This window comes from Pseudomonas sp. NFACC32-1 (genome assembly GCF_900101215.1).
Classification (GTDB): Bacteria; Pseudomonadota; Gammaproteobacteria; order Pseudomonadales; family Pseudomonadaceae; genus Aquipseudomonas.
Genome location: NZ_FMUL01000014.1, coordinates 86,120 through 111,240, shown reverse-complemented (window position 1 = coordinate 111,240; position 25,121 = coordinate 86,120). Strand labels below are relative to the sequence as shown.

At 62.0% G+C, this 25,121-nt stretch carries 24 protein-coding genes; 7 read left to right on the top strand and 17 right to left on the bottom strand.

Going from position 1 to position 25,121, the window contains the following annotated elements:
- Window positions 1-29: 29 nt before the first annotated feature.
- Window positions 30-2,261 carry a heavy metal translocating P-type ATPase gene (locus BLP99_RS20455; RefSeq protein WP_092181563.1) on the bottom strand — a complete coding sequence of 744 codons (2,232 nt, stop codon included), beginning with the start codon at window positions 2,259-2,261 and terminating at the stop codon, window positions 30-32.
- 84 nt (window positions 2,262-2,345) lie between these two features.
- On the opposite strand from BLP99_RS20455, the gene cadR reads away from it, so the two are divergent.
- Entirely contained in the window at window positions 2,346-2,792 is a 447-nt protein-coding gene (gene cadR / locus BLP99_RS20450) for a Cd(II)/Pb(II)-responsive transcriptional regulator (protein ID WP_072397692.1), read from the top strand.
- Between the two features lie 97 nt (window positions 2,793-2,889).
- On the opposite strand, the gene BLP99_RS20445 is transcribed toward cadR, so the two are convergent.
- From BLP99_RS20445 to BLP99_RS20435, 3 genes are all read right to left on the bottom strand, one after another.
- Window positions 2,890-3,861 carry a thymidylate synthase gene (locus tag BLP99_RS20445; protein WP_092181560.1) on the bottom strand — a complete coding sequence of 324 codons (972 nt, stop codon included), beginning with the start codon at window positions 3,859-3,861 and terminating at the stop codon, window positions 2,890-2,892.
- Window positions 3,862-3,908: 47 nt separating this feature from the next.
- Complete coding sequence (lgt, locus tag BLP99_RS20440) at window positions 3,909-4,718, bottom strand: prolipoprotein diacylglyceryl transferase (protein WP_072397694.1); 810 nt, start codon at window positions 4,716-4,718, stop codon at window positions 3,909-3,911.
- A gap of 68 nt (window positions 4,719-4,786) precedes the next feature.
- Window positions 4,787-5,569, bottom strand: coding sequence for a sulfite exporter TauE/SafE family protein (locus tag BLP99_RS20435; protein WP_072397777.1), 783 nt, complete (start codon window positions 5,567-5,569; stop codon window positions 4,787-4,789).
- A gap of 153 nt (window positions 5,570-5,722) precedes the next feature.
- Between BLP99_RS20435 and BLP99_RS20430 the strand changes: the two genes are divergently transcribed.
- Window positions 5,723-6,469, top strand: a complete 747-nt coding sequence (locus BLP99_RS20430; RefSeq protein WP_072397695.1) for an NRDE family protein — start codon at window positions 5,723-5,725, stop codon at window positions 6,467-6,469.
- A 217-nt stretch (window positions 6,470-6,686) separates the two neighbouring features.
- Here the strand turns inward: BLP99_RS20430 and ptsP are convergent, their stop codons facing one another.
- Both ptsP and BLP99_RS20420 read right to left on the bottom strand, forming a co-directional pair.
- Window positions 6,687-8,966 carry a phosphoenolpyruvate--protein phosphotransferase gene (ptsP, locus tag BLP99_RS20425; protein WP_072459149.1) on the bottom strand — a complete coding sequence of 760 codons (2,280 nt, stop codon included), beginning with the start codon at window positions 8,964-8,966 and terminating at the stop codon, window positions 6,687-6,689.
- A gap of 22 nt (window positions 8,967-8,988) precedes the next feature.
- On the bottom strand, window positions 8,989-9,468 hold the full coding sequence (locus tag BLP99_RS20420) for an RNA pyrophosphohydrolase (RefSeq protein ID WP_053148065.1): 480 nt from the start codon (window positions 9,466-9,468) through the stop codon (window positions 8,989-8,991).
- 156 nt (window positions 9,469-9,624) lie between these two features.
- On the opposite strand from BLP99_RS20420, the gene BLP99_RS20415 reads away from it, so the two are divergent.
- A complete protein-coding gene (locus BLP99_RS20415) occupies window positions 9,625-10,281 on the top strand; it encodes a histidinol-phosphatase (protein WP_072397697.1) in 657 nt (218 codons plus the stop codon).
- A gap of 105 nt (window positions 10,282-10,386) precedes the next feature.
- On the opposite strand, the gene BLP99_RS20410 is transcribed toward BLP99_RS20415, so the two are convergent.
- Together BLP99_RS20410 and ilvA are read right to left on the bottom strand one after the other, a co-directional pair.
- Window positions 10,387-10,815, bottom strand: coding sequence for a DUF2269 family protein (locus BLP99_RS20410; RefSeq protein WP_072397698.1), 429 nt, complete (start codon window positions 10,813-10,815; stop codon window positions 10,387-10,389).
- Window positions 10,816-10,853: 38 nt separating this feature from the next.
- Window positions 10,854-12,368, bottom strand: a complete 1,515-nt coding sequence (gene ilvA / locus BLP99_RS20405) for a threonine ammonia-lyase, biosynthetic (RefSeq protein WP_072397699.1) — start codon at window positions 12,366-12,368, stop codon at window positions 10,854-10,856.
- A 137-nt stretch (window positions 12,369-12,505) separates the two neighbouring features.
- Between ilvA and rpiA the strand changes: the two genes are divergently transcribed.
- Entirely contained in the window at window positions 12,506-13,177 is a 672-nt protein-coding gene (gene rpiA / locus BLP99_RS20400; RefSeq protein ID WP_072397700.1) for a ribose-5-phosphate isomerase RpiA, read from the top strand.
- Between the two features lie 82 nt (window positions 13,178-13,259).
- Here rpiA and BLP99_RS20395 read toward each other — a convergent pair whose 3' ends face one another.
- The gene (locus tag BLP99_RS20395) at window positions 13,260-14,177 is read right to left on the bottom strand and encodes an SdiA-regulated domain-containing protein (RefSeq protein ID WP_072397701.1); all 918 of its coding nucleotides are present in this window, start codon (window positions 14,175-14,177) and stop codon (window positions 13,260-13,262) included.
- Between the two features lie 122 nt (window positions 14,178-14,299).
- A complete protein-coding gene (locus BLP99_RS20390; protein WP_072397702.1) occupies window positions 14,300-15,220 on the bottom strand; it encodes an SdiA-regulated domain-containing protein in 921 nt (306 codons plus the stop codon).
- Between the two features lie 663 nt (window positions 15,221-15,883).
- Here BLP99_RS20390 and BLP99_RS20385 point away from each other — a divergent pair.
- A complete protein-coding gene (locus BLP99_RS20385; protein ID WP_207956647.1) occupies window positions 15,884-16,777 on the top strand; it encodes an FAD-dependent oxidoreductase in 894 nt (297 codons plus the stop codon).
- A 79-nt stretch (window positions 16,778-16,856) separates the two neighbouring features.
- Here BLP99_RS20385 and BLP99_RS20380 read toward each other — a convergent pair whose 3' ends face one another.
- Together BLP99_RS20380 and BLP99_RS20375 are read right to left on the bottom strand one after the other, a co-directional pair.
- A complete protein-coding gene (locus BLP99_RS20380; protein ID WP_072397704.1) occupies window positions 16,857-17,522 on the bottom strand; it encodes a fumarylacetoacetate hydrolase family protein in 666 nt (221 codons plus the stop codon).
- A 22-nt stretch (window positions 17,523-17,544) separates the two neighbouring features.
- Window positions 17,545-18,939, bottom strand: a complete 1,395-nt coding sequence (locus BLP99_RS20375; protein ID WP_072397705.1) for an FAD-binding oxidoreductase — start codon at window positions 18,937-18,939, stop codon at window positions 17,545-17,547.
- A gap of 204 nt (window positions 18,940-19,143) precedes the next feature.
- On the opposite strand from BLP99_RS20375, the gene serA reads away from it, so the two are divergent.
- The gene (gene serA / locus BLP99_RS20365; protein WP_072397706.1) at window positions 19,144-20,373 is read left to right on the top strand and encodes a phosphoglycerate dehydrogenase; all 1,230 of its coding nucleotides are present in this window, start codon (window positions 19,144-19,146) and stop codon (window positions 20,371-20,373) included.
- A 111-nt stretch (window positions 20,374-20,484) separates the two neighbouring features.
- Here serA and BLP99_RS20360 read toward each other — a convergent pair whose 3' ends face one another.
- Entirely contained in the window at window positions 20,485-20,910 is a 426-nt protein-coding gene (locus tag BLP99_RS20360) for a DUF4399 domain-containing protein (RefSeq protein WP_072397778.1), read from the bottom strand.
- A 132-nt stretch (window positions 20,911-21,042) separates the two neighbouring features.
- Here BLP99_RS20360 and BLP99_RS20355 point away from each other — a divergent pair, with 132 nt between their 5' ends.
- Window positions 21,043-21,609: a transporter substrate-binding domain-containing protein gene (locus tag BLP99_RS20355; protein ID WP_072397707.1), complete on the top strand. Its 567-nt coding sequence runs from the start codon at window positions 21,043-21,045 to the stop codon at window positions 21,607-21,609.
- Window positions 21,610-21,769: 160 nt separating this feature from the next.
- Here BLP99_RS20355 and BLP99_RS20350 read toward each other — a convergent pair whose 3' ends face one another.
- The 4 genes from BLP99_RS20350 to BLP99_RS20335 form a co-directional block, all read right to left on the bottom strand.
- The gene (locus BLP99_RS20350; RefSeq protein ID WP_072431794.1) at window positions 21,770-22,399 is read right to left on the bottom strand and encodes a class I SAM-dependent methyltransferase; all 630 of its coding nucleotides are present in this window, start codon (window positions 22,397-22,399) and stop codon (window positions 21,770-21,772) included.
- Between the two features lie 97 nt (window positions 22,400-22,496).
- Entirely contained in the window at window positions 22,497-23,141 is a 645-nt protein-coding gene (locus tag BLP99_RS20345) for a methionine ABC transporter permease (protein WP_072459154.1), read from the bottom strand.
- Complete coding sequence (locus tag BLP99_RS20340; protein WP_092181557.1) at window positions 23,131-24,255, bottom strand: methionine ABC transporter ATP-binding protein; 1,125 nt, start codon at window positions 24,253-24,255, stop codon at window positions 23,131-23,133. The genes BLP99_RS20345 and BLP99_RS20340 overlap by 11 nt, the downstream gene beginning before the upstream one ends.
- Before the next feature lie 2 nt (window positions 24,256-24,257).
- Window positions 24,258-25,067, bottom strand: coding sequence for a MetQ/NlpA family ABC transporter substrate-binding protein (locus tag BLP99_RS20335; protein WP_092181555.1), 810 nt, complete (start codon window positions 25,065-25,067; stop codon window positions 24,258-24,260).
- Window positions 25,068-25,121: the final 54 nt, after the last annotated feature.

The following is a 25,121-nucleotide window of genomic DNA, read 5'->3' as shown; positions in this document are numbered from 1 at the left end:
CCGGACCGCAAAATCAGCGCCCGCGTTCTTTATTTACGCAACAATCGCAACCCATTGAACACCACCAGCAGACTCACCCCCATGTCGGCGAATACCGCCATCCACAGGGTGGCGTAGCCAGTGAAGGTCACCCCCAGGAAGATCGCCTTGACCACCAGCGCCAGGGCAATGTTCTGCTTCAGGATGGCGGAGGTTTGCCGCGACAGGCGGATGAACGCCGGGATCTTGCGCAGGTCGTCGTCCATCAGGGCGACATCGGCCGTTTCGATGGCAGTGTCGGTACCGGCCGCCGCCATGGCGAAGCCGATCTCGGCCCGGGCCAGGGCCGGGGCATCGTTGATGCCATCGCCCACCATGCCGACCCGGTGACCCTGGGCGTACAACGCCTCGATGGCCTTGAGCTTGTCCTCCGGCAACAAGTCGCCCTGGGCCCGGTCCATGCCCACTTGCCCGGCAATCGCCTCGGCGGTATGGGCATTGTCGCCGGTGAGCATCAGGGTCTTGATCCCCAGTTCGTGCAACTGCCGGATCGCGTCGCGGCTGGAGTCCTTGACGGTGTCGGCCACGGCGAACAACGCCAGGGGGCCTGTGTCGTCCAGTAGCAGCACCACGGACTTGCCTTGTTTTTCCAGGGCGAAGAGTGTTTCTTCCAGCTCGGGAGAGCACAGGCCAAGGTCTTCCACCAGGCGATGATTGCCCAAGTGATAGGTCCGGCCATCGATGTCGCCTCGAACACCTCGTCCCGGCAACGCGGCGAAGTTATCCACAGACTGTGGCGATGCCTGCTTATCCACAACCGCGCTGGCGATGGCCCGTGATACGGGGTGATCGGAGCGAGCGGCAAGGCTCGCGGCCAGGGCCGGGGCGCTGGCCTGCAGCGTTGGGTCCAGCGCCACATAGTCGGTCTGCACCGGCTTGCCGTGAGTGATCGTGCCGGTCTTGTCCAGCGCCAGGTAATCCAGCTTGTAACCACCTTCCAGGTACACGCCGCCCTTGATCAGGATGCCTTTGCGCGCCGCGGCGGCGAGACCGCTGACGATACTCACCGGGGTGGAGATCACCAGTGCGCAAGGGCAGGCCACTACCAGCAGCACCAGCGCCCGATAGATCCAGTCGAACCACGTCGCGCCCATGAACAGCGGCGGGATGACCGCCACCGCCACCGCCAGGGCAAACACCGACGGGGTGTAGATTTTCGAGAAGCGATCGACGAAGCGCTGGGTCGGTGCCCGTGAGCCTTGGGCCTGCTCCACGGCGTGAATGATTCGCGCCAGGGTGGAGTGTTCGGCCGCCGCGGTCACGGTGTATTCCAGCTCGCCGGCCTGGTTGATGGTGCCGGCGAACACGTTGTCGCCGACGGTTTTTTCCACCGGCAGGCTTTCCCCGGTGATGGGCGCCTGGTCGATGGTGGACCGGCCGGCCACCACTTCACCGTCCAGGCCCACGCGTTCACCGGGGCGGACTCGCACGCGGGCACCCAGGGCGATCGCCTTGACCTCCTGCACCTTCCAGCTGCCATCGACCTGCTGCACGGTGGCCTGTTCGGGGGCCATCTGCATCAGGCCACTGATGGCGTTGCGTGCCCGGTCCAGGGACTTGGCCTCGATCAGCTCGGCCACGGTGAACAGGAACATCACCATGGCCGCCTCCGGCCATTGCCCGATCAACACCGCGCCGGTCACGGCAATGCTCATCAGGGCATTGATGTTCAGGTTGCGGTTCTTCAGGGCGATCCAGCCCTTCTTGTACGTGCCCAGGCCGCCGCTGAGGATCGACACCAGCGCCACCAGGGCGACCACCCAGTTCGGCGCGGCACTGGTGAAGTGAATCACCTCGGCGCCCAGGGCGGTGAGGCCGGACAGGGCCAGCGGCCACCAAGGCTTGGCTGGGGAGGGTGGGGTGTGGGTGGGGGTGTCCTGGCCTGCAGCGAGTGGTTCGGCCTGCATGCCCAGGGATCGGATCGCCTCGATGATCGGCGCATCGCTGGGCAGGGCGTGGGTCACGCCCAGGATGCGATTGATCAGGTTGAATTCCAGTCGCTGCACGCCCTCGAGCTTGCCCAGCTTGTTCTGGATCAGCGTCTGCTCCGTCGGGCAATCCATGGCTTCGATGCGAAAACTGCTCAGCCGCGCGCCGTCTGTCGGCGCTTTGCCGAGGTCGACCACCGACGGCGCCGCTTTCGAGGCGCAGCAGGAATGCCCATGGGCATGGCCGTGGCCGGATTTGTGAACAGGCTTATGGGTGTGAAGGGAGTCGCTCATCGGTTACGTCCGTGAAAAGTGCCTGTTGCACAGTAAAGACCCTGTAGCCACTATAGGGTCAAGCATCTATTCGGGAGGCATGGGATGAAAATCGGAGAGCTGGCGAAGATGACCGACTGCCAGGTGGAAACCATCCGCTATTACGAACGCGAAGGCTTGCTGCCTGAGCCTGCCCGTAGCGACGGAAACTACCGGGTCTACACCCAGGCCCATGCCGAGCGGCTGACGTTCATTCGCAACTGCCGCACCCTGGACATGACCCTGGAGGAAATCCGCAGCCTCCTGGCCCTGCGCGACAGTCCCCAGGACCAGTGCGAAAGCGTCAATGCATTGATCGATGAACACATCCTCCACGTCAGGGCCCGTATCGATGGCCTGCTGGCGCTGCAGGCACAACTGATCGACCTGCGCCATCGCTGCGGCGAAGGGCCGGACCCGGATCAATGCGGGATCCTGCAGCGCCTGGAAGTGAGTGGTGCGGTGGCGCCGGAAGTGGAGCATTCACATGTAGGCAGGAGTCATGGGCATTGAGCCTTGCTCGCGATAGCGGCTTGGCAGTCAACCTATAGGTTGAATGTAAGGGCCTCATCGCGAGCAGGCTCGCTCCCGCAAGGGATGGTGGCGTTGCTCAGACCGCCATCGGCGCTGTCATCGGCGCATGGTGCTGGTAGCCTTCCAGGGAGAAATCGCCGGGCTCCACCAGTTCGAGCCACTCAGGCTGGTAAACGCCAGTCTTGGCAAACTCCGGCACCCGCTCGGAAATCACCAGTCTCGGCATCGGGAACGGCTCGCGCTTGAGCTGTTCCTTGAGCATGTCCAGATGGTTTTCGTAGACGTGGGCGTCACCGATGAAGTAGGTGAACCAGCGTGGCGTGTAGCCGGTCAGGCGGCCGATCAGGCTCAACAGCGCGGCCCCCTCGGTGAGGTTGAACGGCGTGCCCAGGCCCAGGTCGTTGGAGCGGATGTAGAGGGTCAGGGAGATTTCCTTCGTCTCGACATTCGGGTGGAACTGGTACAGCAGGTGGCACGGCGGCAAGGCCATTTCATCGAGCTGCGCACAGTTCCAGCCATGGAACAGGATACGCCGGCTGCCCGGGTCCTTGATGATGGTGTCGACGCACTGGCGCACCTGGTCGATGGCCTTGTACAGCACCACGTAAGCCAGGCCGTTCTCCTCACCCTCGGCGATCCGCCGGTAGCCCTGGGCCAGGGTCTGCTCGATGGCCGCCGGGTTGCTCAGGGGGATCTGCTTGTAGGCCGGCCACTTGCGCCATTGCACGCCGTAGATCTCGCCCAGGTCGTCTTCGCCCTGGCGGAACGGGTTGGCCAGCCACTGGGTATTTTCGTTGGCGTTCTGGTCCCAGACCTTGCAGCCCAGGGCGCGGAATTCGGCGGCGTTGTTCACGCCGCGCAAGAAGCCGCACATCTCGCCGATGGCCGACTTGAAGGCCAGCTTGCGGGTGGTGATGGCCGGGAAACCGTCCTTCAGGTCATAGCGCAGCATGGCGCCGGGGAGGCTGATGGTGTTCACTCCCGTGCGGTTGGCTTGCCGGGTGCCATGCTCGATGACATCGGCCACCAGATCGAGATATTGCTTCATGTGTTACCTGTGTCCTTGAGTCCGGAGCGGCGCTCCGGCATTCGAATTTAAACCTTGGCGGCCGCAGCCGGCGCCCGGCGATAAGCCAGCCAGATCAGCACCAGTCCGCCGATGATCATCGGCAGGCACAGCACCTGGCCCATGGTCAGCCAGTTCCACGCCAGGTAGCCGAGCTGGGCATCCGGTACGCGGACGAATTCAACGATAAAGCGGAAGATGCCATAGAACAGGGCAAACATGCCCGACACCGCCATGGTCGGCCGCGGCTTGCGCGAGAACAGCCAGAGAATGAGGAATAGTGCCACGCCTTCGAGGGCGAACTGATAAAGCTGCGACGGGTGGCGCGGCAACTGCGCCGGGTCGCTGAACGGCGGGAAAATCATCGCCCACGGGACGTCGGTTGGCTTGCCCCACAATTCGGCGTTGATGAAGTTGCCGATGCGCCCGGCGCCCAGGCCGATGGGCACCATGGGGGCGACGAAATCCATCAGTTCGAAGAACGATTTATTGTTGCGCTTGCCGAACCAGAGCGCTGCCAGCATCACGCCGATGAAGCCGCCGTGGAACGACATGCCGCCTTTCCAGACCTCGAAGATCAACGTCGGGTTGGCCAGGTAGGCACTCAGGTCGTAGAACAGCACGTAGCCCAGGCGTCCGCCGACGATCACACCCATGGACAACCAGAACACCAGGTCGGACAGTTTTTCCTTGTTCCAGGTGGGATCGAAACGGTTCAGCCGACGCGATGCCAGCAGCCAGGCGCCGCCGATGCCGATCAGGTACATCAGGCCGTACCAGTGGATTTTCAGCGGACCGATGGCCAGGGCCACCGGATCGATCTGCGGGTAAGGCAGCATGGATATTCCTCGTAAACGTCAAAAATGCCCGGGGGAGGCTGGCATCCCGGGATTAAGCCAGTATTGCGTCAGAACAGGAAACTCAGCCCCACGCAGAACAGCAAGGCGGCGAACATTCGCTTGAGCAGGCGCGGCGACAGGCGGTGGGCCAGGCGCGCGCCGATACGGGCGAAAACCATGCTGGTCAGGGCGATGCCCAGTAAGGCCGGCAGGTAGACAAAGCCCAGACTATGGGCCGGCAACAAGGGATCTTGCCAGCCAAGAATCATGAAACTCAATGCGCTGGCCAGGGCGATCGGCAAGCCGCACGCCGATGATGTCGCGACCGCCTGCTGCATCGGCACGCTGCGCCAGGTCAGGAAAGGGACGGTCAGCGAGCCGCCGCCAATGCCGAAGATCGCCGAAGCCCAGCCGATCACGGTGCCTGCCAGGGTCAGCCCGGCCTTGCCCGGTACCGTACGGCTGGCCTTGGGCTTGAGATCCAGGCCCAACTGCGCGGCGACGACCAGGGCGAACACGCCGATGATTTTCTGCAGGTGCGGGCCGGCAATCGCCTCGGCGGTGATCGCGCCGAAACCGGCGCCCATCAGGATCCCGACGGTCATCCAGGCGAAGATCGGCCAGCGCACCGCGCCTTTGCGCTGGTGCTCACGCACGGCATTGACCGAGGTGAAGATGATCGACGCCAGGGATGTACCGACGGCCAGGTGCGTCAACACCTGCGGATCGAAGCCCTGCAAGGTGAAACTGAACACCAGTACCGGGACTATGATGATCCCGCCACCCACGCCGAACAGCCCGGCCAGCACGCCGGCGCAGGCGCCGAGCAGCAGATAGAGCACAAATTCCACCGGCGTCTCCCCGCCCATCCCCCAAACAAGAGCGGCATGGTAACGGATCCGTGGCCCCCGGCTCCACTGAAGGCGATGGATGCCGGCCGATTGTGTGGGTAAAGTGATCCACGAAAGCGGAGTGTTCGGTTCATTTTTTAACGGGACAACCTGATGTGCTTGATCGTATTTGCCTGGCGACCTGGGCATGCCCAGCCGCTGATCGTGGCGGCCAACCGCGACGAGTTCTACGCCCGGCCGACCTTGCCCCTGGCCCAGTGGCCTGACGCGCCGCAGGTCCATGCTGGCCGTGACCTGGAGGCTGGAGGCACCTGGCTCGGCGTGGCTGCCGGTGGCCGTTTCGCGGCCCTGACCAATATCCGCGACCCGGGCCAGATGCCGGCGTTCAAGTCGCGGGGTGAACTGGTGGCGCGGTTCCTGACCGGGCATCTCTCGATTGCCGAATACTTCAGCGAAATCGTCCCTCGCGCTGGCGAATATGGCGGGTTCAACCTGTTGCTCGGCGACGGCTCCGAGCTGTGGCATCACAATGCTCGCGATGCCCGGCCACAACGCTTGGCCGAGGGGGTCTATGGCTTGTCGAACGCCGGGCTGAACACGCCCTGGCCCAAGTTGCTCAAGGCCCGCGCCGCGCTGGCCGAGGTGTTGGACGATCCGCGGCCCGAGTCATTGCTGGCTCTGCTGAACGACCCGCAGCCCGCACCGGTGGCTGACTTGCCCGACACGGGCGTGGGGCTGGCGACCGAGACGTTGCTGTCCAGTGTGTTCATTGCCAGCCCCGCCTACGGGACGCGAGCGAGCACGGCGTTGATTGTCCATGCCGATGGAACCCGACACCTGGTCGAGCGCAGTTTCGGGCCGCATGGGGGGCATCTGGGGGAGGTGGAGCTCAAGGTCTAGGCTCTGTACGAAAAGCCTTGATACTCGTTCATGCTGCGTTGAACACTGCCTGACCTTCTTCTCAAGACTGTTTCGTACAGAGTCTAGTTTGCCGTGTCACTGCTGGCCTCATCGCGAGCAAGCTCGCTCCCACAGTAGATCGTCAGTGAACACAAACGCTGTGAACAACCGAGATCACTGTGGGAGCGAGCCTGCTCGCGACAGGAGCGCCGCAGGATCAGAGGGTCTTGTTCGAAGCCGGATTGATCATCCGCGCCAGCCCAAGATTCTTCAGCGCCAGTTGCAAGGAGCTGTGAATTACTTGCGGATTGTCGATGGTCATCACTTCCGCCAGCAGTTCCTGGGCCTTGCTGAGGTTGATCTGGCGCAGCATCCATTTCACTTTTGGCAGGTTGGTGGCGTTCATCGACAGGCTGTCGAAACCCATCGCCATGAGCAGCACCGCTGCCGCCGGATCCCCGGCCATTTCACCGCAGATGCTCACCGGCTTGCCTTCGGCATGGGCGTCGCGCACCACGTTCTGCAGGGCCTGCAGCACGGCCGGATGCAGATAGTCGTAAAGGTCGGCTACCCGCGGGTTGTTGCGGTCCACCGCCAGCAGGTACTGGGTCAGGTCGTTGGAGCCCACCGACAGGAAGTCCACCTGCCGCGCCAGCTCCTTGGTCTGGTACACCGCCGCCGGGATCTCGATCATCACGCCGACCGGAGGCATCGGCACATCGGTGCCTTCGTCGCGGACTTCGCCCCAGGCCCGGTGGATCAGGTGCAGGGCTTCTTCCAGTTCATGGGTGCCGGAGATCATCGGCAACAGGATGCGCAGGTTGTTCAGGCCTTCGCTGGCCTTGAGCATGGCGCGGGCCTGGACCAGGAAGATCTCCGGGTGGTCGAGGGTCACGCGGATGCCGCGCCAGCCCAGGAACGGGTTGTCTTCCTTGATGGGGAAGTAGGACAGGGACTTGTCGCCGCCGATGTCCAGGCTGCGCATGGTCACCGGTTGCGGGTGGAATGCGGCCAGCTGTTCACGGTAGATCGCCAGTTGTTCCTTTTCGCTGGGGAAGCGCTGGTTGATCATGAAGGGGACTTCGGTGCGGTACAGGCCCACACCCTCGGCGCCGCGCTTCTGCGCCCGGGCCACGTCGGCCAGCAGGCCGGTGTTGACCCACAGCGGCATGCGATGGCCGTCGAGCGTCACGCAAGGCAGGTCCCGCAGCGCATCCAGGCCCAGGGACAGTTGCTTTTCTTCCTCCACCACATCGGAGAACTGCTTGCGCAGCACTTCGCTGGGGTTGGTGTAGACCTCGCCGTGGTAGCCATCGACGATCATCTGGATGCCGTCGACCTTGGAATACGGCAGGTCCACCAGGCCCATCACCGTCGGGATGCCCATGGCACGGGCCAGGATCGCCACGTGGGAGTTGCCCGAGCCCAATACCGACACCAGCCCCGCCAGCTTGCCCTCGGGCACCTCGCCGAGCATGGCCGGGGTCAGCTCTTCGCTGACCAGGATGGTGTTGTCCGGGTAGACCAGGGTCTGCTGGCGTTCCTGCTGCAGGTAGGCGAGCAACCGGCGGCCGAGGTCCTTGACGTCGGAAGCGCGCTCACGCAGGTAGGCGTCGTCCATCAGTTCGAAACGGTTGACGTGGTCGGTCACCACCTGGCGCAACGCGCCCTGGGCCCATTGGCCGGTCTTGATGACCGTGGTCACCTCGCTGCCCAGCGAGGCGTCGTCGAGCATCATCAGGTAGACGTCGAACAGCGCGCGCTCTTCCGGACGCAGCTGAGTCGCCAGCTTGGCCGAGAGGGCCCGCATGTCGGCCCGCACGCCTTCGATGGCAGTCTTGAACAGCGCCAGTTCGGCCTTGATGTCACTGATGGCCTTGTCCGGCACGACGTCGAGGTCGGCAGGCGGCAGCATGACCACCGCGGTACCCACCGCCGCGCCCGGCGAGCCCGGCACGCCGACGAACTTGGCTTCCTGGATGCCCTTGCCCTGGCGTCCCAGGCCGCTGATCGAACCGGTGGCCTCGGCATGGGCGATAACCCCGGCCAGCTGCGCGCTCATGGTCACGAGGAAGGCTTCTTCGCCTTCGTCGAACTGGCGACGCTCCTTTTGCTGGATGACCAGTACGCCGACGACACGGCGGTGGTGAATGATCGGTGCCCCGAGGAACGAGGCGTAGCGCTCCTCGCCGGTTTCGGCGAAGTAGCGATAGCGCGGGTGGTCCGCGGCGTTTTCGAGGTTCAGGGGCTCTTCGCGCGTGCCGACCAGGCCGACCAGACCTTCGTTGGGCGCCATGCTGACCTTGCCGATGGAGCGCTTGTTCAAGCCCTCGGTGGCCATCAGCACGAAACGGTTGGTCTCGGGGTCCAGCAGATAGACCGAGCAGACCTGGCTGCCCATGGCCTCTTTGACGCGCAACACAATAATCCCCAACGCCGCTTTGAGATCCTTGGCGGCGTTGACTTCCTGGACGATCTTGCGCAGCGTATTGAGCATGGCTCGGGGTCGAACTCCGTCGTCAGTCGCGCGTCAGCAGGCGCGGGGCAAGCTCTTTGAGGGCGCGTCGGTACACCTCGCGCTTGAATGTCACCACCTGGCCCAACGGATACCAATAACTGACCCAGCGCCAGCCATCGAACTCCGGTTTACCGGTCAAATCCATCCGCACCCGCTGCTCGTTGGAGAGCAGGCGCAGGAGAAACCATTTCTGTTTCTGGCCGATGCACAGCGGCTGGCTGTGCGTCCTGACCAGGCGTTGCGGCAAACGATAGCGCAACCAGCCACGGGTGCAGGCGAGAATTTCGACATCTTCACGCTCCAGCCCCACTTCTTCGTTCAACTCGCGGTACAAGGCTTCTTCCGGCGTCTCCTGGGGGTTGATTCCACCTTGAGGAAACTGCCAGGCGTCTTGATTGATACGGCGAGCCCATAGCACCTGCCCTGCATCATTCGTAAGAATGATCCCCACATTGGGTCGGAAACCATCGGGATCGATCACGGCAACAACCTCGCAAACGCATGTCGCCGCATTGTTCCACAAAGGTTGTGAAAGCAGCAACGAGCCAGACCACACACGTCGCCTAGCTTATGTGCACTCTTGTGAAAAGTCCGTATTCTGGGCACCTTTCTTCAGAATTTTCAGCGAGTAACTGCAATGCGGCTGGCTTTATTCGACTTGGACAACACGCTGCTGGGCGGCGACAGCGACCACGCCTGGGGCGATTACCTGTGTGAACGCGGCTTCCTGGATGCCGTGACGTACAAGGCGCGCAATGATGCGTTCTATCAGGATTACCTGGCCGGCAAGCTCGACAACGCCGAGTACCTGAATTTCTGCCTGGAGATCCTCGGGCGCACGGAAATGGAGGTGCTGGCACAATGGCATCTCGACTACATGCGCGACTGCATCGAGCCGATCGTATTGCCACAGGCCATCGAATTGCTGGAAAAGCACCGTGCAGCCGGCGACAAGCTGGTGATCATCACCGCCACCAACCGTTTCGTCACCGCGCCGATTGCCGAGCGCCTGGGAGTCGAGACCCTGATCGCCACCGAATGTGAAATGATCGACGGCCGCTACAGCGGGCGCAGCACTGACATACCCTGCTTTCGCGAGGGCAAGGTGACGCGCCTCAACCGTTGGCTGGAAGAAACCGGGCATTCCCTGCAGAACAGCTATTTCTATAGCGATTCGATGAATGACTTGCCGCTGCTGGAGGTAGTCACGAATCCGGTGGCGGTGGATCCGGACCCGAACCTCAGGGCCGAGGCCGAGAAGCGTGGCTGGCCGGTGATTTCGCTGCGCGGCTGAAAATGGCTATCGCGAGCCAGCTCGCTCCCACAGGGGATTTGCGTCGATCATGCAACCTCTGTGGGAGCGAGCTGGCTCGCGATGAAAGCGACACGGTCCAAGACCTTAAACCGGCTTGGCTCCCATCAACCCCGCAATGGCGATAAAACAGACGACGCTGAACAGCGCCAGGGCCAGGGTGAATTTGCCATTGCCCGCCGCCGGCAGCGTGCGCAACCTGTTCAACCGCACCAACAGCCAGAACCCGGCCAGTGTCGCCGCGGTGTACAGCACGCTGGAAGCCAGCAACCAAGTCTGCCCCAGCGGCCATCCCACCTGATGCACCATCCACCAGCCGGTGAACGGCATGCTCGCCAGCGCCAGGCCCATCAACAGCCAGATGAACACCAGCGGTCTTTGCAGCGTGCGGGTGTGCGCCGTCGCATCACCGCCACGGCGAGCACGCCAGACCCAGATGGCCAGCCCCGCCGCACCGGCCAGTAACAACACCGTCGCCAGGACATGGGCGACCTTGAGAGCGGTTAACGTTTCCATCGTTCGCTTCCTTATGGCTTGCCTTTGAGCGTAGCCCTTCAGCCGAGAAACAGCTGATAGGCCGGGTTGTCGCTCTCGTCCCAGAATGGATAGCCGATCGCCTCCAGGGCGGCAGGGACCAGATGACGTTCGTCATGAGGCACTTGCAGCCCTGCGACGACCCGGCCATCCGCTGCGCCATGGTTGCGGTAGTGGAACATCGAGATGTTCCAGCGCCCGCCCAGTTTGTTGAGGAAGTTGAACAGCGCGCCCGGTCGCTCCGGAAACTCGAAGCGCAGTACCATTTCGTCGATGACATGGGCCGCGTGCCCGCCCACCATATGGCGGATGTGCAACTTGGCCAATTCGTTGTCGGTGAGGTCCAGTACCGGGAAGCCTTGCTCGGTCAGACTGGCGATCAGGGCGCTGCGCGGATCGTTTTCCGGATGCGTCTGCACGCCGACGAAAATGTGCGCTTCGCTGCCGGTGTTGTAGCGGTAGTTGAATTCGGTGATCTGGCGCTTGCCGATGGCTTCGCAGAATGCCTTGAAGCTGCCCGGTTGCTCGGGAATGGTGACCGCGATGATCGCCTCCCGGCCTTCGCCCAGCTCGGCGCGCTCGGCCACGTGGCGCAGGCGATCGAAGTTGATGTTGGCGCCGGATTCGATGGCGATCAGGGTCTGCCCGCTGATGCCGCGCGATTCGACGTACTTCTTGATTCCCGCTACGCCCAGCGCCCCGGCCGGCTCGGTGATCGAGCGGGTATCGTCATAGATATCCTTGATGGCGGCACAGATCTCGTCGGTGCTGACGGTGATCACTTCGTCCACGTGATGCTTGCAGATATCGAAGGTGTGCTGGCCGATCTGCGCCACGGCGACACCGTCGGCAAACAGTCCGACGCTGGGCAGTACCACGCGTTCGCCGGCAGCCATGGCGGCCTGCAGGCAGTTGGAATCGTCCGGCTCGACGCCGATGATCCTGATGTCCGGCCGCAGGTATTTCACGTAGGCCGCGATACCGGCGATCAACCCGCCACCCCCCACCGGGACGAATATCGCATCCAGGGGCGCCGGGTGCTGGCGCAGGATCTCCATGGCCACGGTGCCCTGCCCGGCAATGGTGTGGGGATCGTCATAAGGATGAATGTAGACGTAGCCTTTTTCATCGACCAGTTTCAACGAATAGGCCAGGGCCTCGGGGAACGAGTCGCCATGCAGCACCACCCGGCCGCCACGGGAGCGCACGCCTTCGACCTTGATTTCCGGCGTGGTCTTGGGCATCACGATGGTGGCCTTCACGCCCAGTACCTTGGCTGCCAGGGCCAGGCCTTGGGCATGGTTGCCCGCCGAAGCCGTGACCACGCCGCGGGCGCGTTCCTCGTCGCTGAGTTGGGTCAGCTTGTTGTAGGCCCCGCGAATCTTGAACGAGAACACCGGTTGCAGGTCTTCGCGCTTGAGCCAGATGCTGTTGCCCAGCCGTTCGGAGAGCTGGCGGGCGTTCTGCAGCGGGGTTTCCACGGCCACGTCGTAGACGCGCGAGTTGAGGATCTTTTTGACGTACTGTTCGAGCATCGGAAAGCATCACTGGGCGGGTTGGGCAGGGCCAAGGAGTCTAACCCGGCTTTTGGCCGGGCGACCACACGAATCCCGAGGTTTTGTTGGGTTATACTCGCGCCCCTCTCTACTCCCTGCCCGTTTCCGGAGCCCGCATGACCCAGGATCAACTCAAACAGGCCGTGGCCCAGGCCGCTGTCGACCTCATCCTCCCGCAGCTGGATGACAAGAGCATCATCGGGGTCGGCACCGGCTCCACGGCCAATTGCTTCATCGATGCGCTGGCCCGGCACAAGGGCGCGTTCGACGGCGCGGTCGCCAGCTCCGAAGCCACCGCCGCGCGGCTCAAGGGCCACGGGATCCCGGTGTATGAGCTCAATACGGTGAGCGACCTGGAGTTCTACGTCGATGGCGCCGACGAAAGCGACGCGCACCTGAACCTGATCAAGGGTGGCGGCGCGGCGCTGACGCGCGAGAAAATCGTCGCGGCCGTGGCCAGGACCTTCATCTGCATCGCCGATGCCAGCAAGCTGGTGCCGGTGCTCGGCGCATTTCCGTTGCCAGTGGAAGTCATCCCGATGGCCCGCAGCCATGTGGCCCGCCAACTGGTCAAGCTCGGTGGCGATCCGGTGTATCGCGAGGGTGTGCTGACCGATAACGGCAACATCATCCTGGATGTCCACAACCTGCAGATCACCCAGCCGGTTGAGCTTGAGCGCCAGATCAACGCCATCGTCGGCGTCGTCACCAACGGTCTGTTCGCCGCGCGGCCGGCGGATGTGCTGTTGCTGGGAACGCCGGAAGGTGTGAAGACCCTCAAGGCCTGATCCGATGGTGTGACTGGCGCTGTCGTGACGAGGGGAGATGCGACGTTTCGCTAATCCCTTCGCCACAGCATTTCGATTCCTGTCAATCGGGCTGCGGCTTCTTGAACACGTAGAACAGGTTCGGCTCGCTCACCACATAGAGGTTGCCGTCGTCGTCCATGGCAACGCCCTCGGCCTGGGGCACGGTCTTTTGCAGGCCCTGGCGACCCTTGCTCAAGGACAGCGTGCTCAGCGGGCGACCGTCGATATCCAGCTCGATGATCAGTCGCGACTCATCGGACAGCGCCAGCAAATGGCCGCTGCGCTCATCGTATTGCAGGCTCGAGAGATCGCGCACGAACAGCCCGGCATCGCGCTTGGGGTTATTGATGACGTGAACTGCGTAGGACTTTTCTGGTTTGTGATGAGGGAACCCCTGGACTTCATAAATCAGCATCGGGTCGCGTTCCTTCGCCACGAACAGCCGCTTGCCCACCGAGTCATAAGCCAGTCCTTCGAATCCCTTGTTACCGCTCATGTGCACGCCAAGGGTCATCTGCTCCGCATCGGCGGCATCGAGGAACCGGGTGTCTTCGTCCAGGTGGATCTTGATCAGGCGCTGCTGGCGCTCGTCACTGATGACGTAGGTGTTTTCGCTGATGAACTCCACCGCCTCCGGGTCGCCGAAACCGATCAGCGCCATGCGCCGCAGGATCTTGCCGTCCAGGGACAGTTCGATCAGCTCGGCGTTGTTGTTGGTAACCGTGAACAGGCTCTTGCGGACCGGATCGAACGTCAGTGCCGAGACATCGTCATCCAGCCCTTCGATCACCTGTGCTTCCAGGGTGACGCGGTATTGGTCGAGGCCGATGGCTTGCTCGCTGGTGGGCTGCCAGAAAGTGTTGAGGTTGAACCAGGCGCGCTCGAACAGACGCAGGTATTGACCCGCTGCGATCAGGACGATCAGGGCGATCGCCAGCAGCATCAGAATCAAGGGCTTGGGACGGGCAAGTCGGCGCATGAGGGTGGGCTCGGATAAGAACAGGGGGTTGAAATATCACGCCTGCCTGAACTGAAGCTTAATGGCGGTGTGCCACACCCTACAGCGAAGGACGAATTACCTTACAGAGCTGGCCGATCAGCTTATTTCTCGAAACGATAGAACAGGTTCGGCTCGCTGACCATGTACAGATTGCCGGCCTCATCCAGGGTCACGCCCTCGGCGCGAGGGACCGTATCCTTCAGCCCGTTGAAACCGCCCAGCAGGGTCATGAAGCTGACCTGCTGGCCTTTCTCATCCAGCTCCAGCAACAAATGCGAGTCGGACGACAGCACCAGCGTATGGCCAGTGCGCGGGTCTATCGCCAGGGCCGACAGGTTGCGCAGGTCCAGTTCATCGCTGGCATGGATCTGTTTATCGCCCTTGAGCAACTGGCTGCCGTTGCTTTTCCAGATGAATAACGCCGCTGGACGTTCCTCGCCCAGTACCAGTTGCTGGTTGCGTGGGTCCCAGGCCACCGCCTCGAATCCCTTGTTCTGGTTTTCCGATGGGCCGAGGTCGTACTGGGGAAAGTCGGCGATGTTCAGCTCGCGCGTATTCGCATCGACCTGGACGATCGACAGCGAATGCGAGCGCTCATCGGTAATGGCCAGCAGTCCATTGCCCATGAATGACACACCTTCGGGATTGTTCCAGCCCACCAGTGGCATCTTGCGCAACACCTCACCCTGCAGCGTCAGCTCCACCAGGAACGGGTTCTTGCCCATGACGGCGAACAGGGTCTTGGTCTGCGGGTTATAGGTCAGGTCGGACGCTTCGTCCTTCTCCATGCCCGGCAATGGCTTGGCATCGATCACCGCGCGGTAGTCGGGTAGCCAGATGCTGTCCTGGCGCTGGGCCGGACTCTTGAAATGTTCCGACAGCCACAACATGCCGCGATCGTCCCAATGCATCGCGAATGCCAGGCCATACGCGACGGCGGCCAGCAAAGGCCAGACATACCAGCCGGTGAGAAAGCGCGGGCGGCGGGCAACTTTAAGGGCGGGCATTGGTGGGGTGGCCATCGAGAGGTGTATTCCAGAATTCAGGCTGAGGGTAATACCACGATTGGGACCGGCTCAGACGCCGCAAGCCCAGGAATTATCCAGATAGGATGTGAAAAAAACGGTAAATGGCGGCAATGCCTTGTGATCCAGCCGTTCGTCAGTGTGTTTTTTTTCGCCAGCGGTTTTGCCCATGGTGTTTCGTCAGACGATCAGTGCGCGATGGCAGCGTTTGTCGCGGACGCCTCAACCTGATGGTCAAGGGATGTGCGGAGCGCCCCTGGCTACACATCATGCAATTCAAAAGTCGTTGAGTGAGGGGAGCAGCTAACCTAGCCTGCCGATCCAGGCACCATCAATATCGATCAAAAACAGGGATGATGTGTGAATCGACGCCGATTTGTTCTGGGTGGGACGTTGGCTCTGGCTTCAACTTCAATACTGCTGAGCTGCAGGCAGCTTCAGACACAGGGGCCCCGACCGCTCTTTCCCGCCGCTCCCCCAGCTTGTGAAGAGCTCAGGCCGATCAACGCGCACCTGGGCCGGATAGCCGGAGTATACGCTTGTGCACGGCCTTTCCGTCATGCCGGGCCGCGTATCGAGGCGCAACAGCTGGGGTCGAAACTCATCGTTCATAACTATGGCCATGGCGGTTGTGGCTGGTCACTGAGCTGGGGATCGAGCATGCAGGCGCTACGCCTGGCATACGCCGCCTCGGCCGGCCGAGAAACGCTTCGCGCTCTCGGCGTCATCGGTTGCGGCCCGCTTGGCCTGACCTCTGCGCTATTGGCCCAGCAAGCGGGTCTATCTGTCTGCATCTATGCCAAGGCCCTTCCTCCCGGGGTACCGTCCATGGGCGCCACGGGAATATGGTCGCCCGATTCCCGGTTCTGCGACGTCCAGCATGGCCCGGCTTGGGCGTCGCGCTGGAACGAGATGGCGGATGCTTCATTCAGCCAATTCCAACGTGTGGCGCAACTGCCAGGCAGCTCGATCGAGTGGGTCAATGGCTACAGGTTGTCCGATGTTCCATTCTCGTCCGAGGAAAAGCCGGCGCGAACAAAAGATGCCCGGGAGCCCGAATATGCGGAGTTCGCCAGGAAGTTCTTGCCCCCTCAAGTGGAGCTGCCACCTGGAAGCCATCCGTTTCCTGCGCCTTACGCGCGTGGATGGACGAGCTTGATGTTCAACATCACGTCTTACGCCAGCTCGCTGATGACTGATTTCCTGGACGCGGGAGGCCAGATAAAAATCCAGGAGTTTACCCATCCGGATGAACTCCTGGTGTTGCCCGAAGACACGTTGATCAACGCGACAGGGTATGGCGCGAAGCTGTTGTTCAACGACCACACGATAATTCCTGTGCGTGGACAGACAGTGCGCCTGGTACCGCAACCCGAAGTCAGGTATGGGCTGCGGGCGCAGGACTTCCTGGTCATGCCTCGTCGCGATGGCGTATTGATCCAGAACATGGACGATGCAGGAAGCTTCGATAACAGCAACGACGAGCCGGATTACGCTGATGCAATAGCCGTGGTCGAGCAGGTGGCGGCATATGTTTCGAGGATGCGCTGCTGAAGCGTTGAGTCGGCTTCAGATTGGAAGAAACGACCTTCTGCAGGGCGCTGGCGAGCCAGCCCTGCCAGTCGAATGGCTCTCAGCGGACGCTGCTTTCGAAGCGGCAAGCGCCCGGCAACTCCAGCACCAGCTCGTCACCCACGTTCAACGGGCCGACGCCCGCCGGGGTGCCGGTGAGGATCACGTCGCCGGCCTGCAGCGAGAAGCAGCCGGCCATGTGCTGGATCATCGGCACGATGGGGTTGAGCATCATGCTGCTGTTGCCATCCTGGCGCACTTGACCATTGATGGTCAGGCGCACGGGAATGTCGGTCAGGTCGGCGAAGGTGGCGTTGGACACGAACGGGGCGATCACCGCCGCGCCGTCGAAGGATTTGGCGATTTCCCATGGCAGGCCCTTGGCCTTGAGCTCGGCCTGCTTGTCCCGAAGGGTCAGGTCCAGGGCAGGGGCGAAGCCGGAGATGGCGTCCAGTACTTCCTCGACGCTCGGCCGGGTGGACAATGGCTTGCCGATCAGCACGGCGATTTCCGCTTCGTAGTGCACCGAGCCGCGTTCGACAGGGATGCTGAAGCCGCCTTCCAGTGGCACCACGCAACTGCCCGGCTTGATGAACAGCAGGGGTTCCGTAGGGACCGGGTTGTCCAGCTCCTTGGCGTGTTCGGCATAGTTACGGCCAATGCACACCACTTTCCCTACCGGGAAATGAATGCGGGTGCCGTCGACATACTGGTGCTGATAGCTCATTACCGACTCCTGGTTCGTTGATTCAAACAGCGAAGATCTTGCCCGGGTTCATGATGCCGTTCGGATCGAACGCTGCCTTGACGGCTTTCATGTATTCGATCTCGACCGGTGAGCGGCTGTAGGTCAGGTAGTCACGCTTGGTCATGCCTACGCCGTGTTCCGCGGAAATCGAGCCGTTGTACTTCTCCACCGTTTCAAAGACCCATTTGTTCACGGTGGCGCATTTGGCGAAGAATTCATCCTTCTCGAGGTTTTCCGGCTTGAGGATGTTCAGGTGCAGGTTACCGTCGCCAATGTGACCGAACCAGACGATTTCGAAATCTGGATAGTGTTCGCCGACGATCGCATCTATTTCCCGCAGGAATCCCGGCACCTTCGAGACGGTCACCGAGATATCGTTCTTGTAGGGTGTCCAGTGGGAAATGGTTTCGGAGATGTACTCGCGCAGTTTCCACAGGTTCTGCAGCTGGGTTTCGCTCTGGCTCATCACGCCGTCCAGTACCCAGCCCTGTTCCACACAGTGCTCGAAGGTTTCCAGGGCGTGATTGGCGACGTCTTCGGTAGTGGCTTCGAATTCCAGCAAGGCGTAGAACGGGCATTCGGTCTCGAACGGCGCCGGTACGTCGCCCCGGCCCAGGACCTTGGCCAGGGCCTTGTCGGAGAAGAATTCGAATGCGGTCAGGTCGAGCTTGCCCTGGAATGCGTGGAGCACCGGCATGATCGAGTCGAAGTCCGGGGTGCCGAGTACCATCGCCGTGAGGTTCTTCGGCGCCCGGTCCAGGCGCATGGTGGCTTCGACCACGAAACCGAGGGTGCCCTCGGCACCGATGAACAACTGCCGCAGGTCATAGCCGGTGGCGTTCTTGATCAGGTCCTTGTTCAGTTCCAGCAGGTCGCCCTTGCCGGTGACGACTTTCAGGCCCGCGACCCAGTTGCGGGTCATGCCATAGCGAATGACCTTGATACCGCCGGCATTGGTGCCGATATTGCCGCCAATCTGGCTGGATCCGGCCGATGCGAAATCCACTGGATAATACAGGCCGTGCTCTTCGGCCTTGTTCTGCAACTGTTCGGTGACCACGCCCGGCTGGCACACCGCAGTGCGATCGGTGAGGTTCACGTCGAGGATCTGGTTCATGTAGTCGAAAGACACCACCACTTCACCGTTGGCCGCCACGGCTGCGGCCGAGAGCCCGGTGCGTCCGCCCGACGGTACCAGGGCGACCTTGTGCTCGTTGGCCCAGCGGACGATGGCCTGGACCTGCTCGATCGTCTTGGGGAAGACGATGGCGGTGGGGGCGGGGGCGAAGTGTTTGGTCCAGTCCTTGCCATAAGCGTTCAGGGAGTCGGCGTCGGTCAAGACCTTGCCAGGTTCAACCAAGGTCTTCAGTTCATCTATCCGGGAAGGATTGGTCATCGACAGAACTCTCGAACAATTCATGGTCATCCTGAGAACGCTTCACGTCGCAGGAATGAGTGTTTAGCGGGGTGCATATGCTAGCATACCGACCCCGCAGCGTAGTGCCCAACGGCTGTACTGCGGCGACGGCGGTCATGCCGTCGGGCCAGCATGCGCTGTCCGATTCCCTGCCATTTTTCTCCGGGACACAGGTTTACGCAGATGAGCAAGACTTCTCTCGATAAGAGCAAGATCAAGTTCCTTCTTCTCGAAGGCGTCCACCAATCGGCTGTCGACGTCCTCAAGTCGGCGGGCTACACCAGCATCGAGTACATCACCAGTTCTCTGCCGGAAGCCCAGCTCAAGGAAAAGATCGCCGATGCTCACTTCATCGGCATTCGCTCCCGTACCCAATTGACCGAAGAGATCTTCGACCACGCCAAGAAACTGGTAGCGGTCGGCTGCTTCTGCATCGGCACCAACCAGGTTGACCTCGACGCGGCCCGCGAGCGCGGTATCGCGGTGTTCAACGCACCGTACTCCAACACCCGTTCCGTCGCCGAGCTGGTGCTGGCCGAAGCGATCCTGCTGCTGCGCGGTATCCCCGAGAAAAACGCTTCCTGCCACCGTGGCGGCTGGATCAAGAGTGCCGCCAACTCCTTCGAGATCCGCGGCAAGAAGCTGGGTATCGTCGGCTATGGCTCGATCGGCACCCAACTGTCTGTCCTGGCCGAAGGCCTGGGCATGCAGGTGTTCTTCTACGACACCGTGACCAAGCTGCCGTTGGGCAATGCCACCCAGGTCAATGACCTTCACGAGTTGCTGGGTATGTCCGACATCGTCACCCTGCACGTTCCGGAAACCCCGGCGACCCAGTGGATGATCGGCGAGAAGGAAATCCGTGCGATCAAGAAGGGCGGCATCCTGATCAACGCCGCGCGTGGCACCGTGGTCAAGCTCGAGGCCCTGGCCGAGGCGATCAAGGACAAGCACCTGATCGGCGCCGCCATCGACGTGTTCCCGGTGGAGCCCCGCTCCAACGACGATATCTTCGAAAGCCCGCTGCGTGGCCTGGACAACGTGATCCTGACCCCGCACATCGGTGGTTCCACTGCCGAGGCCCAGGCCAACATCGGTCTGGAAGTGGCGGAAAAACTGGTCAAGTACAGCGACAACGGTACTTCGGTGTCGTCGGTCAACTTCCCGGAAGTGGCCCTGCCGGCACACCCTGGCAAGCACCGCCTGCTGCACATCCACGAGAACATCCCGGGCGTGATGAGCGAGATCAACAAGGTCTTCGCCGAAAACGGCATCAACATTTCCGGTCAGTTCCTGCAGACCAACGAGAAAGTCGGCTACGTCGTGATCGACGTCGATGCCGAATACTCGGACCTGGCCCAGGAGAAGCTGCAACACGTCAACGGCACCATCCGCTGCCGCGTGCTGTTCTGAGGCGGCTGAGCTGCAAGCTGGAGATTGGCCTGCGATAAAAAACGGGAGCCTTGCAAGGGGCTCCCGTTTTTTTTGCCTGGCACCAGGCATGCCGTGGCAGCAGTTCTCGTGTTACTTCACGTTCACCGTGATTTTCTTGGATACGATCGGGGGTTCGAACGGGATATGACCGGTATCGCCCAGTTCCAGCTGCAAGGTATGTTTGCCCGGGGCCAGCTTGATGGTGGCTTCGGTCTGTGCCTTGCCGAAGTGCATGTGGTTGGCGTCGGTGGGGATCGGCGCACCCGCGGCGGGCAGTTTGTCCACATCGACCAACAGATGGTGGTGCCCGGTGTTCTTTGTCACATCACCGGCTGGGGCCAGGGCAATGCCCTTTACCCCGAACTTGACCTTGAACTCCTGGGGAACGGTGGCGCCGTCTTCCGGGGAAACGATGAATACTTGCGCGCCTTTTGGAGCGGGGGTCGCCGCTACAGCCAGCATCGAAGTCCCCAACAACAGGCCAGTCAACACTGCACGTGACATAAAGCTTTTCATTTTCTTCTCCAGTTTTTCCATGAAATCCGCCTGGCCATGACAACTTCATGACCATTCGTTGTCGAAGCCTGCGACAACCATAACAAAGCGAGCCTGAACGAGCGTCGCTTGTACAAATTCAAAGGAGCGACCATGCGCTTTCTGCCTGGCCTGATTTGCCTGCTACCCCTTTTGAGCCCCTTGGCCCATGCCGAACTGATCGACGATATCAACGACCGCGGTGAACTGCGCATTGCCCTCGAAGCCGACACGGCCCCTTTCAACTTCAAGGAAGACGGCAAGCTCACCGGTTTTGAAGTGGAGCTGGGCCAGATGCTGGCCGGTGAACTCGATGTCCGTGCCGATTTCGTGGTGACCGATGCCGCAGACCTCTTGAGCGGCGTGGAAAGTGGCAAATACGATGTCGCCATCAACCACATAGCACTGACCCCGGAACTGGCAGAACGTTTCGATACCAGCGCCACGTACAGTCAACCGGATGCTCGATTGTTGGCGAGCAAGGAGCCGGAGCAACGTCCCTTGGTGATGGCGCAGTCGTTCCAGCCGGAGGAAAAGAACGAGCCGGCGCCAAGCCTGGTGATTCCGTTCCAGAAGGGCAATCCGGCATTCAAGGCCAGCCTGGACAACGCGTTGACGCGTATCAAGGAGGACGGGAGGCTGGAGCAGCTGTCGCAGAAGTGGTTGAAAAAACAGGAGTGAAGCTTCCAGGCGATGAGGCTAAACCATCAAGCTTCATTGACCGTTGGACCGCTATCGCGAGCAAGCTCGCTCCCAAACTGGAGCTGCGGTGCTCACCGATCATGAGTTCACGACGGGTCGAGTGTGGGAGCGAGCTTGCTCGCGATGGCGTCCTCCAATTCTAAGCAGGCCTGCGCCAGACACTCGCCAACCAAGGCTGTTGTTCCCGTGGCAACCCCGCCGGCCGGTAGTAGTGCTCCAGCTCCACGAAGCCCGCCTCCGTGAGCAAGGCGCGCCAGGCCGCGAGGTCATGGTAGGCGCCGAAACGCTGGCCGTTCCAGCCTTCCTGGTTTTCACCCCGTGGGTTGGAGCTGAACAGCACGCCGCCGGGCTTGAGCGTGGCGCGCAACTGCTTGAGCACCCGGGGCAGTTCCTGGACGGGAATATGGAACAGGACGGCGTTGGCGAAGATCCCGTCGAAGCGCTCGTCCGGCAGGTCGAGTTCCAGGAAGTCCTGTTGCCACACTTCGCAGCCACTGTCCTGGCGCGCCATACGGGCGAATGCCGGTGAACCATCGAGGCCGATCGCGACATGGCCCATGCGCGTGAACGTCTGCAGGTCACGACCGGGGCCGCAGCCGAAATCGAGAATGTGGAAGGGGGCCGGGCCCTGGATATGCCGCAGCAGCGCATCGATGTTCTGGCTGACGTCGTGGTCACGGGTCCCTTCGCGGAAGCTTTCGGCCACGGCAGTGTAGTGGCCCAGGGTCGTGGTGGTGATGGCGCGCAGGTCGTCGGGTGTGTGTTTCATGGCCACTGGCTTGATTGGGATCAGGGGCCGACTATACCGCATCATGAGCGCGTCACCTGCAGGAGCCGCGTTCCTGCAGGTTGCGCCCTCATTTGACTCAGCGCTTGTTCAGCCGCCGCGCCAGTCGATCCCCGCTCAGTTGGATCAGCGCCACCAGCATCACCAGCAGCACGATGACCGTGAGCATGACCTGGCTGTCGAAACGCTGGTAGCCGTAACGGTAGGCGATGTCGCCCAGGCCGCCGGCACCGATCGCTCCGGCCATGGCCGAGGAGTTGATCATGGTCACCAGGGTAATGGTGAACCCCGCGACGATGCCTGGCAGCGCTTCGGGCAGCAATACATGCCAGACGATATGCCTGCGCCGGCAACCCATGGCCTGGGCGGCCTCGATCAGGCCGTGGTCCACTTCCCGAAGGCTGACTTCCGCGATGCGGGCGAAGAACGGCGTGGCGGCGATGGTCAGTGGCACCACGGCGGCCCATACGCCGTAAGTGGTGCCGACGACCCACCGGGTGAACGGGATCAGTGCCACCATCAGGATCAGGAAGGGGATCGAGCGGAACAGGTTCACGAACGCACCGAGGGCGCGGTTCAGCGCCGGCGCTTCGTAGATCCCGCCCTTGCCGCTGGTGACCAGGATCACCGCCAGCGGAATGCCCGCCAGTAGCGCGATCAGCGACGACACGCCCACCATCAGGAACGTATCGACCAGACCCTGCAATAACCGATCAAACCACATAACCCAACACCTCCACTCGCTGTGCCCACCGGCCGGCCCGCTCGCGCAATTGCTCGACATTCCACGCCGAGCCGCTTACCGCCAGCAGCAATTGTCCGAGACCGTGCCCCTGGATCCGTTCGATGCCGCCCTGGAGCAATCGCACCCGTCCGCCCAAGGCGCTGAACAAGGCGGCGAGGTCCGGTTCGTCATGCCCCGTGCCGGTGAATTGCAGGCGCAGCACCGCAGCGGCATCCGCCGACGCCGGTTGCGCTTGCAGGCGGCCTTGCAGTTCGTCTGGCAGGGCCTGTTGCAATGGGGCCAGCAGTGTCCGGCTGACTTCATGTCGCGGGTTGCCGAATACTTCCCAGACCGGTCCCTGTTCGACGATTCGACCTTGATCGAGCACCACCACGCGGTCGCAGACCTCCCGGATCACCGCCATCTCATGAGTGATCAGCACGATGGTCAGGCCCAGCCGTCGATTGATCTGGCGCAGCAGGGCCAGGATCGACTGGGTGGTCTGCGGGTCCAGGGCCGAGGTGGCCTCGTCGCAAAGCAGGATCTGCGGATCGTGCACCAGGGCCCTGGCGATGCCTACCCGCTGTTTCTGGCCACCCGACAGCTGCGCCGGGTAGGCCTTGTGCTTGCCTTGCAGGCCCACCAGCTCCAGCAGTTCATGGACTTTGCGCTGGCGCTGCGCCTTGGGCACGCCGGCCACCTTGAGGGGCAGCTCGACGTTCTGCCATACGGTCTTGGCCGACATCAGGTTGAAGTGCTGGAAGATCATGCCGACACGTCGACGCAGCGCTACCAACTGGTCCTCATCGAATCCGCCGATGTCCACCTGATCGATCAGCACGCGACCGCTGGTGGGCTGTTCGAGGCGATTGATCGTGCGGATCAGCGAAGACTTGCCGGCCCCGCTGCGGCCGATGATGCCGAACACTTCGCCGCGCTGGATCGCCAGGTCGATGCCCTGCAGCGCGGCCACCGGCCCTTGGCTGCCGCTGTAGGTCTTGCCTACGCCGATGAAGCGCACATGGGCGCGGTTCAATTGCGGATGCAGCTCGGTGTGTTCGGCGCTCTGGAGAGGGGGGGGTTCAAGCCTGAGTCGAGCATTGATGGCATTCATGGTCAACCTTCCCAGCCGGCCTGGTAGAGCTTGCCATGGGCTTTGTCCAGGGCTGCGCGCACGGCGGGCGAATGTTGGTAGATGTCGACGAACTTGATCAGCCGTGGGTCGTCCTTGCTCTTGGGCTGGATCACGAACTGGATGACGTATTCCTTGTGGTCGAGTCCGTCGAACAGCAGGGCGGAAGTGGCGTCGAAGGTGTTCGCCAGGCGGATGTAGGCGGGGTAGCCCTGCACCAGGTCGGCGTCTTCATAGGCCCGCACCAGTTGCACGGCCTCGACTTGCAGGATCCGGAGTTTCTTCGGATTGGCCACGATGTCTTCTTCGGTGGCCTTGTAGCCCACGCCCGGCTTGAGGGTGATCAGCCCGGCCTTGGCCAGCAATTGCAAGCCGCGGCCGCTGTTGATCGGGTCGTTGGCGATGGCGACGCTTGCGCCTTCGGGCAGTTCGTCGAAGCTGTTGAAGCGCTTCGAATAAAGACCGACGTTGTTGATGATGCCCGGGGCGAACGGCACCAGGTCAAAACCGGCGGCGGCCTTGGCGTTTTCCAGGAACGGAATGTGCTGGAAATAATTCACGTCGATATCGCCGGAGGCCAGGCTGACGTTGGGCGCGATCCAGTCGCTGAACTCCACCAGCTCGACCTTCAGGCCCTGCTTGCCGGCCTCCTCCACGGCAGCTTCCAGGGGAATGGCGAACGCAGCGGTGGTGCCGATCTTCAACGGTGCGTCGGCGGCGAACAGCGCCGAGCTGAACAGGCCGAGGGCCAGGGCCAGTGCTTTGACTGGCAGGGTCAGGCGTTGCATGGTCATGTCGGTAATTCCAGTCATTTATGGTGAAGTGTGTACTTTCGTGGTCCACCCTGT

Excerpts from the sequence above, each read along its gene's own strand:
- BLP99_RS20455 (WP_092181563.1), bottom strand. The coding sequence starts at position 2,261 with ATGAGCGACTCCCTTCACACCCATAAGCCTGTTCACAAATCCGGCCAC.
- cadR (WP_072397692.1), top strand. The coding sequence starts at position 2,346 with ATGAAAATCGGAGAGCTGGCGAAGATGACCGACTGCCAGGTGGAAACC.
- BLP99_RS20445 (WP_092181560.1), bottom strand. The coding sequence starts at position 3,861 with ATGAAGCAATATCTCGATCTGGTGGCCGATGTCATCGAGCATGGCACC.
- lgt (WP_072397694.1), bottom strand. The coding sequence starts at position 4,718 with ATGCTGCCTTACCCGCAGATCGATCCGGTGGCCCTGGCCATCGGTCCG.
- BLP99_RS20430 (WP_072397695.1), top strand. The coding sequence starts at position 5,723 with ATGTGCTTGATCGTATTTGCCTGGCGACCTGGGCATGCCCAGCCGCTG.
- ptsP (WP_072459149.1), bottom strand. The coding sequence starts at position 8,966 with ATGCTCAATACGCTGCGCAAGATCGTCCAGGAAGTCAACGCCGCCAAG.
- BLP99_RS20415 (WP_072397697.1), top strand. The coding sequence starts at position 9,625 with ATGCGGCTGGCTTTATTCGACTTGGACAACACGCTGCTGGGCGGCGAC.
- BLP99_RS20410 (WP_072397698.1), bottom strand. The coding sequence starts at position 10,815 with ATGGAAACGTTAACCGCTCTCAAGGTCGCCCATGTCCTGGCGACGGTG.
- ilvA (WP_072397699.1), bottom strand. The coding sequence starts at position 12,368 with ATGCTCGAACAGTACGTCAAAAAGATCCTCAACTCGCGCGTCTACGAC.
- rpiA (WP_072397700.1), top strand. The coding sequence starts at position 12,506 with ATGACCCAGGATCAACTCAAACAGGCCGTGGCCCAGGCCGCTGTCGAC.
- BLP99_RS20395 (WP_072397701.1), bottom strand. The coding sequence starts at position 14,177 with ATGCGCCGACTTGCCCGTCCCAAGCCCTTGATTCTGATGCTGCTGGCG.
- BLP99_RS20390 (WP_072397702.1), bottom strand. The coding sequence starts at position 15,220 with ATGGCCACCCCACCAATGCCCGCCCTTAAAGTTGCCCGCCGCCCGCGC.
- BLP99_RS20385 (WP_207956647.1), top strand. The coding sequence starts at position 15,884 with ATGCAGGCGCTACGCCTGGCATACGCCGCCTCGGCCGGCCGAGAAACG.
- BLP99_RS20380 (WP_072397704.1), bottom strand. The coding sequence starts at position 17,522 with ATGAGCTATCAGCACCAGTATGTCGACGGCACCCGCATTCATTTCCCG.
- BLP99_RS20375 (WP_072397705.1), bottom strand. The coding sequence starts at position 18,939 with ATGACCAATCCTTCCCGGATAGATGAACTGAAGACCTTGGTTGAACCT.
- serA (WP_072397706.1), top strand. The coding sequence starts at position 19,144 with ATGAGCAAGACTTCTCTCGATAAGAGCAAGATCAAGTTCCTTCTTCTC.
- BLP99_RS20360 (WP_072397778.1), bottom strand. The coding sequence starts at position 20,910 with ATGAAAAGCTTTATGTCACGTGCAGTGTTGACTGGCCTGTTGTTGGGG.
- BLP99_RS20355 (WP_072397707.1), top strand. The coding sequence starts at position 21,043 with ATGCGCTTTCTGCCTGGCCTGATTTGCCTGCTACCCCTTTTGAGCCCC.
- BLP99_RS20350 (WP_072431794.1), bottom strand. The coding sequence starts at position 22,399 with ATGAAACACACACCCGACGACCTGCGCGCCATCACCACCACGACCCTG.
- BLP99_RS20345 (WP_072459154.1), bottom strand. The coding sequence starts at position 23,141 with ATGTGGTTTGATCGGTTATTGCAGGGTCTGGTCGATACGTTCCTGATG.
- BLP99_RS20340 (WP_092181557.1), bottom strand. The coding sequence starts at position 24,255 with ATGAATGCCATCAATGCTCGACTCAGGCTTGAACCCCCCCCTCTCCAG.
- BLP99_RS20335 (WP_092181555.1), bottom strand. The coding sequence starts at position 25,067 with ATGACCATGCAACGCCTGACCCTGCCAGTCAAAGCACTGGCCCTGGCC.